Below are 7109 nucleotides of genomic sequence, written 5' to 3'. Positions count from 1 at the left end.
CGGGCAAGATGCCCATCCCACAAGAGAAAAAACTTTTTGTGGGATGGGCATCTTGCCCGTCCCAGCTATTTTTGCAAAAGGTCTCTTCTTTTTTGCGGACTGAAGTCCTCATTGACAACTGACAACTGACAACTGACAACAGTCAACAGTCAACTGTCAACTGTCAACTGTCAACTGACCAACTGATTTTCCTGCCGCAGGTAAGCCTGAATAAACGGGTCTAATTCGCCGTTCATTACATCTGCGATGGCGGTTGTTTCCACTCCAGTACGCAAATCCTTGACCATTTGATAGGGGTGAAAAACATAATTGCGAATTTGCTGGCCCCAAGCCGCCTCCACCATGTCGCCGCGAATCTCGGCAATTTCCGAAGCCCGCTGTTCTTTCGCAATCACCAACAGCCTAGCCTTGAGTAATGCCAAAGCTTTTTCCTTGTTTTGCAACTGACTGCGTTCCTCTGTACAGCGGACGGCTAAACCAGTAGGAAGGTGAACGATGCGGACTGCGGTTTCCACCTTGTTAACATTTTGCCCGCCCTTGCCGCCAGCGCGGGAAGTAGTGACTTCCAAATCTTTTTCTGGAATGTCCAACTGTACGGATCGATCGAGAATTGGCATCACTTCAACGCCTGCAAAACTGGTTTGACGCTTGTCGTTAGCATTAAAAGGCGAAATTCTGACCAAACGGTGAGTGCCTTTTTCCGATCGCATATAACCGTAAGCGTAACGGCCGACAATTTCCAAAGAAGCCGATTTAACACCTGCTTCCTCTCCCTCAGAAATCTCCATTAAATGTACTTTGTAACCTTGACTTTCCCCCCAGCGGGTGTACATCCGCAGCAGCATTTCGGCCCAATCTTGAGCATCTGTGCCGCCGGCCCCGGCGTTAATTGTCAAAACAGCGCCGCCTTCATCGTAGGGCCCCGATAGTAATTGTTGCAGTTCCCACAGGTCGAGTTCGCGGGTTAACTGAGAAAGACTTGATGAGGCTTCTTGGAACAGGGACTCGTCGGCTTCTAACTCCAGCAGTTCTAGAATAGCTTTAGCATCTTCCAAGCTCGTTTGCCAGCCGCGATACTGGTCTAAATGCGATTTGAAGTCATTCAGTTCTTGAAGGGTTTCTTGAGCTCTATCTTGGTCGTCCCAAAATGCTGGTTGGGCGCAGATTTGCTCTAAGTCTTGAATTTTGGCTGTAAGTGCGGGGATGTCAAAGATAGTCCTGGGTTGTACCCAGTCGATCGGACAATGTTTCGATATTGTGTTTGATGTCTAGAACTTCCACTGTTAGTCCTCTTGGTTGTGGGGTGTATTTTTGAGTTTAGCTGAAATTTCGACATTTCAGCAATTAATCCGTGTATCCGTGTCCAAATCCGTGTTGTACCTTCCTGCTTAGATATACTGCAAAGCCGTTGAGTTCAAAACTTTACCGCCTTAAAAAATCAAAATTCCCAAAAAGTTGCTAGAATCTAAAATCAGGTTAACGATCTCGATAGAAGTTAACTGCCATGATTTCCCCAGAACTAAAATTAAGCTTGCCGTCCACCGAAGACCTGCCTTGTTCGGACGATACGCCTGTGGATAACGAAGACCAGAATCTGCTACCCAACCTATTGTTGTTTGTCCTGACCGGTATTTGGTCCGATCGCATGGATTGGTACTTTGGGGTGGATATGGCGGTGTATCACACGACGGGAATCAGTCCCAAAGTGCCTGTCGTCCCCGACGGGTTTCTCAGTTTGGGGGTGGAGCGCCGAAAAGGGGGTAAATCTCGCCGCAGCTATGCTGTCTGGGAAGAAAACGAGGTTGTGCCGATCGTAGCATTGGAAATGGTGTCTCACAAACCCGGCGGGGAGTACGACGAGAAGATGTCGATTTATGCCGGGTTAGGGGTTTTGTACTACATTATTTACAACCCCGAATTTTGGCGGCGCGATCGGCATCAACCGTTTGAAGCCTACAAGCTGATTGACGGGCAGTATCGCCAGCAGATTGGCGAACCCTATTGGATGCCAGAAGTGGGACTGGGCATGGGGCGCTCTGGGCAACTTATTGGGGGCATCGAGCAAGAAATTCTGGTTTGGTACGACGAGTCGGGAAATGTCTATCCCCTGCCGGATGCAGTGGCGGGGCAGATGCGCGAGGAGTTGAGGGTAGAACGACAGCGAGCTGAGGTTCAACAACAACGAGCCGATCGCCTAGCTGAGTATTTGCGATCGCAAGGGATCGATCCCGATAACCTGCCTGAATCGTGACATGAAATTCGATCGCTTGACCGCATTCTTCCTTGTGACTGATGACTAATAACTAATGACTAATGACTAATAGACCAGGGGGAACGCATCTTATTGAACACTGTTCATCAGTAGTGACTATATTTTAAGATGAATTCACCATTGTTAGAAGCTATAGACACACTTTATAATGACTTTCGCAAGAAAAGAGAAACTGATTAATGATGATTTTTACTTGCGGCCATTTTTGAGACAATAAAAATCTTACGACTACTGTTTAGCAGTTGTATAATAGTTAGTAATGAGTTGTTTACAAGAATTTAGGTAACTGAAGCAGCGAGAATTTTAGTCAAATAGTCATCATCCCACCCGGCTCGAAGTCGCTTATTCTTTACTCCGGTTTTTGAAGTCTTTTCTGTTGTCAAAAGATTGAGCGATATGTGTCTAAGGATAGCAAAATTTTGTGGAGCATTATCTTTTCTGATCCGACAATCATCTTCACGGAAACCCACATCTAATACCCAATGTAAAGAATTTTCAATCCCCCAATGGCTTCGGACTGATTCGCCAAATTTTTGAGCATTGTTTTCTAAGCTACTAATGTAATAGCGAGTTTCAATAGTTGTTTTTCCTTCACTATTCGGACGGATTCTCTCATGCCGATACTGTGAAGTTTCTCCCACTTATTGTCGGGTCAACTAACTCTTTTATATCACTTAACATGGTTGTGATGTCGGATTTCTGAGCGACCATGATTACTCTCTTTCTTGGTCGAATAAGTTGTATGTGTAAAGCCAGAATATTTCTTTCTCATTGCTTGTTCAAACAACTCTTTTACTCTTGCATACAGAGATGACTGGTTATTGTTCAAGGTGATTACGTAGTCTCCTCCTTGTTCGACAATTGACTTCACAATTGACCTCTGACAGCCCAGGGCATCAATGGTGACAATGCTTCCATTTAATTCTAATACTTTTAGTAAAGCTGGAATAGCTGTGATTTCATTCCACTTTTTGTCAACTTTAACTTGTCCTAAAACCAATCTTTGACTGGTTGCCCAAGCACTGACCATATGAATGGCTTTTTTATCTCCTCCTCGATCGTAAGAATGGCGAAGACTTTTGCCATCAATTGCAATTACTTCTCCTGGCTTAAAGCAACTAATAGATTGAATCCAATTCAAAAAACATTTCTGAAACTGCTCCGGATTGAGGCGATAAAAGAAGGAGCGCAATTGTGTCGTGTGAAGGTATACCATTCGGTAATTCTAAAAATTTTTTTAACCATTCGTATTTAGAGCGACCGTAACTTTCGATATCCACCCATGTGTCAGCACCACAAATCACAGCACAAATTGAGATAGTAATAATATCAATTAATTGATGGCGTTTCGTTCGCTCGATTCTTGGGTCTTCTAGGTCTCCAAAGTGGTCAGCAATGGTAATTTTAGGTTTGAGTTTCATAAGAACGAACTCTGCTTAAATGTTTCGGAGGTACTCAATAATTATTCTCCAATATACCATATTCTGCTAATCTAAAATTTAGATGCGTTCGCCCTGCTGTTTTAATTTGAATGCGGTTTTGTTCTCCGATCCTTTCCTTCAGGGCACTAACCTACTTATGATTGCAGTCACTACAGATAAGGTTTTTTGTACGGTGATGCCAAAAGCTTCGCGCTTATCTAGTCCAAACTGTCGGGGAGATAATTTTAGCTGATAGATCGTCTAAATAGAAATCGTAAACAGGTTCTCCTGATAATTCACAGCAAAGAGGTTCAATAATTTTAGTGAACGGATTCCAAACTACTGTTACAGTCCGTTTCGTTTTCTTTCTTTGCAACTCACATTGAATATGTACTGTAGGTAGATGGATAATCATTGCACTGTGCAACCAAGCTTCTACACTCATTGCATAACGCTCTTGGATATCTAACAATTTTCTCTCTAGCTCTCTATCAGTAGCTTCAATTCGAGCTAATTCTTTGTCTAATTCATCACCAATCAAATTTTTTAACTCAATCTTGTGGCGAATTCCAGAGCTAATCGTGTTGTAATAATCCTTGAGTCTTTCTTCATCCCTAGCTCTTGCTCTTGTTAATTTAGCCTGCCAATTATCTAAAGATTTTCCAATCAATATTCCACTTTGATGTTCGATTAACTTCAACAACTCATCAAAAGGAATAGATAATGGTGTTTCTTGATTATCCACATCCATTCTGTCAGACTCCCAAAATAAAGCATCCCCAATTTCTACTGGTGTTACTCCTGTTATTTCATTGATAATAAACGAAACTAGACCAATCCTTTTTTCTTCGGCATTCGCTGTGTAAGCCACATTACATAAAATGTAGCGAGTGGTTGATGGTTTAGCATCTACAAAACGAATTAACCCATTTTGAGGTTTGAATCTCTCTGGGATGATTTTGTCAAAGCCCGTAGTTTTTAGATAGCCATCAAATTTTACACCCAAGGCACTAATCTGCCCTTTAACAGCTAATAGTTCAGATAATTTATTTAAAACTTCTGAATGATAAGTAACAAAAACACTTTGAGGTACATCAGCGATAGTTGTAAAAGTTACTTCTTCTGGGAGAGAAAGTAACGAGGCTATGTTTTCATTTAACAGCGCATTTAAAACGTGTTCCCCAGTCGGTTCAGCTATTCCGTCATGGAGAGCTACAATTTTTTCTAAAGTAGTAATTATTGGGTCTGATAACATATTTAATCAAATCTATTTTTCAAGCTTCAAAATCTTCGCCAAAAATCTGTTCATCCAGTTCTTGAATTTGCTCATATTGTTTTTGAGCTTTCAACAAATTATCTGCCAATTGCTCAAAGGCTCGATCTAATTCGGGTTTAACTTGATGCTTGAGCCAGATATCCATGACAACTTCACTAAAGTCAAATTCATCATCCACATTGCCTAAAATTGTTTCAATCTCTCCGACTACCAGTTCAAACATATTAATTTTGTCGTGCAGTATCCGCAGAATATACTCTTCGATACTGCCTTTGAGACAGAAGTTAAAAATAAAAACATCCTGGGTTTGTCCGATGCGGTGGATACGACCAATGCGCTGTTCAATTTTCATTGGGTTCCAGGGCAGGTCATAATTAACGATCGCGTTCGCAAACTGGATGTTACGTCCCTCTCCCCCTGTTTCCGATGCCAGCAGTACAGAAACATTATCTCGAAATGCGGCTATAGCCTCATCTTTTTGTTTAAGGGACATTCCGCCAGTAAATTCTGCAAAGGGAATATTTGCCGCTTGCAGTATTTTAGCCAAATAGGTGCTAGTTGCTTTATGGGTTGTGAAAACTAAGGTTTTCTGGCGAGATTTGGAGAGCATCTCTACTAAGGTTTTTGCTTTCTCGACCTGCTTCACCTGGGCTGCTCGTCTTGCTAAAGACTTCAGTTCTTCATCGGGTAAGCGAAGAGTCAGTTGCTTGAGAGAGTCAGCCAAAGCACCAGGGGATGAACCAGCACGCATTAGCAAATTGGTACGGGAGAGTCTGTCTAGTTTGTCCTCTGAAGAACGCAGGTACTCGCTCAAGTCTTGGTAAAGTTTCTCCTCGCCTGCCGACGGTGTAACGGTAATTGTGGTGGCGAAGCGTTTGGGCAGTTTGACATCTACTAGGGCGCGGGTATTTCGTACCATAACTTCCCGCATCAGAGAGCGTAACTTTTCGGGATTTTTAGGGACTCGTCCATTCCTAGAATCGACGTATTCTTTTTTAAAAGCGGCTTCTGTTTGTAGCAGTCCCGGTTTGAGGAGGGTTAGCAGATTAAACAGTTCCACAAGGGAGTTCTGCACTGGCGTAGCCGTGAGCATGAGGATAAACCGCTTATTGAGGGCGTTGACCAGTTTCCAGTTGAGGGTACTGCGATTTTTCAGATGGTGTGCCTCATCGACAACAACCAAATCCCAAGTGCGACTGGTGACGTGAAGATAATGTTTAGCAGACTTAGCCGTGTTTAATGAAGCGATAATTCGCGGATTATTTGTCCAAAATTCGTCTATCGGTTGTTGCGGATCGCGGTTATCTGTGGTGATACTAGCGATATTAAATTTGTCACTTAACTCTGATTGCCACTGGGAAACTAGGGATGCCGGAGTTAACACTAGGATGGACTTTACCATCCCCCTGGCTAAGTATTCGGCGATGATTAGTCCCGCTTCAATGGTTTTACCCAATCCGACTTCATCCGCTAGTAATGCCCGTCCACCCATTTGTCTGAGGACTTTTCGGGCTGTTTCAATCTGATACCAGTATTTGTCGATAGCAGTTAATGTGGGTAGGCAAATGAGTTGGTCATAGTCTGCCATTACCGAGAGGTTAAACAGGTCTAAACGCGCTTCGTAGAAGTTAAGCGGGTCGTATTTACCAGCTTTCAGGGCTTCTAAGGCAGTGGAAGGATTGAATTGAAATGTATAGTTTTTTTCCATATTTATAGTTTTTCCTTACTTGGTCTGCTAAACAGACCTGTCCGCTAGCCTAAAAGCTTTGCTAGGTAATAAGTGTAGTCATTATCCTTAGCGTTTGAGGCTAAGAATACGGGCGACCCACGGCTAGAACCCTTTATTGTACAGCCAAGTTATGATGCTTGGTAGTGATACGGAAGTAGTGGTGAGACATAATCCTTGTCCCATAAGCAATACTTCGGACAGTTTTAGATCTAGTCGAGTCTCCGAAACCCTTACTGGCTATATGCTGGACTATTTTTTCAAGGTTTAAGTTCAGCGCTAAGTTGGCTCTCCTAACTTTATGGTGTATAATGTAACAAACAATACATTTACTGTTATGGACTTTTATTTGGACTATATATTAGACTTGCCTGGAGTGAAGGTTGAAAGTTGTACTCAAATTGAGGGAAAAAT

Annotated in this window: 7 protein-coding genes; 1 reads left to right on the top strand and 6 read right to left on the bottom strand. The window is 42.7% G+C overall.

Annotation, left to right across the window (positions count from 1 at the left end; all coding sequences use genetic code 11):
• Window positions 1-170 precede the first annotated feature (170 nt).
• Window positions 171-1281, bottom strand: a protein-coding gene (prfB, locus tag QUB70_RS31005; protein WP_332985585.1) for a peptide chain release factor 2 whose coding sequence is annotated in 2 segments (ribosomal slippage) — window positions 171-1208 and window positions 1210-1281 — 1110 coding nt in all. Because the reading frame shifts where the segments join, the coding sequence is not laid out codon by codon here.
• A 223-nt stretch (window positions 1282-1504) separates the two neighbouring features.
• On the opposite strand from prfB, the gene QUB70_RS31000 reads away from it, so the two are divergent.
• The gene (locus QUB70_RS31000; protein WP_332985584.1) at window positions 1505-2251 is read left to right on the top strand and encodes a Uma2 family endonuclease; all 747 of its coding nucleotides are present in this window, start codon (window positions 1505-1507) and stop codon (window positions 2249-2251) included.
• Window positions 2252-2550: 299 nt separating this feature from the next.
• Here QUB70_RS31000 and QUB70_RS30995 read toward each other — a convergent pair whose 3' ends face one another.
• The 5 genes from QUB70_RS30995 to QUB70_RS30975 all read right to left on the bottom strand — a co-directional run bounded on the left by QUB70_RS30995 (window position 2551) and on the right by QUB70_RS30975 (window position 6677).
• Window positions 2551-2913 (bottom strand): ISAs1 family transposase, encoded by a 363-nt coding sequence (locus tag QUB70_RS30995; RefSeq protein ID WP_332985583.1) that lies wholly within the window; start codon window positions 2911-2913, stop codon window positions 2551-2553.
• Between the two features lie 29 nt (window positions 2914-2942).
• On the bottom strand, window positions 2943-3413 hold the full coding sequence (locus QUB70_RS30990) for an ISAs1 family transposase (protein ID WP_332985582.1): 471 nt from the start codon (window positions 3411-3413) through the stop codon (window positions 2943-2945).
• On the bottom strand, window positions 3391-3693 hold the full coding sequence (locus tag QUB70_RS30985) for a transposase family protein (RefSeq protein WP_332985581.1): 303 nt from the start codon (window positions 3691-3693) through the stop codon (window positions 3391-3393). Before QUB70_RS30985 ends, QUB70_RS30990 begins: the two co-directional genes overlap by 23 nt.
• Before the next feature lie 214 nt (window positions 3694-3907).
• Window positions 3908-4948 carry a hypothetical protein gene (locus QUB70_RS30980; protein ID WP_332985580.1) on the bottom strand — a complete coding sequence of 347 codons (1041 nt, stop codon included), beginning with the start codon at window positions 4946-4948 and terminating at the stop codon, window positions 3908-3910.
• Between the two features lie 19 nt (window positions 4949-4967).
• Window positions 4968-6677, bottom strand: a complete 1710-nt coding sequence (locus QUB70_RS30975) for a DEAD/DEAH box helicase (RefSeq protein ID WP_332985579.1) — start codon at window positions 6675-6677, stop codon at window positions 4968-4970.
• Window positions 6678-7109: the final 432 nt, after the last annotated feature.

The sequence above is a fragment of the Microcoleus sp. A003_D6 genome, assembly GCF_036702825.1.
GTDB lineage: Bacteria > Cyanobacteriota > Cyanobacteriia > Cyanobacteriales > Microcoleaceae > Microcoleus.
Note: the sequence above shows the minus strand (reverse complement) of the source record. Positions and strands in the feature narration are given on the sequence as shown.

Coding starts and splice junctions, on each gene's coding strand:
- QUB70_RS30975 (WP_332985579.1), bottom strand. CDS start 6,677: ATGGAAAAAAACTATACATTTCAATTCAATCCTTCCACTGCCTTAGAA.
- QUB70_RS30980 (WP_332985580.1), bottom strand. CDS start 4,948: ATGTTATCAGACCCAATAATTACTACTTTAGAAAAAATTGTAGCTCTC.
- QUB70_RS30985 (WP_332985581.1), bottom strand. CDS start 3,693: ATGAAACTCAAACCTAAAATTACCATTGCTGACCACTTTGGAGACCTA.
- QUB70_RS31000 (WP_332985584.1), top strand. CDS start 1,505: ATGATTTCCCCAGAACTAAAATTAAGCTTGCCGTCCACCGAAGACCTG.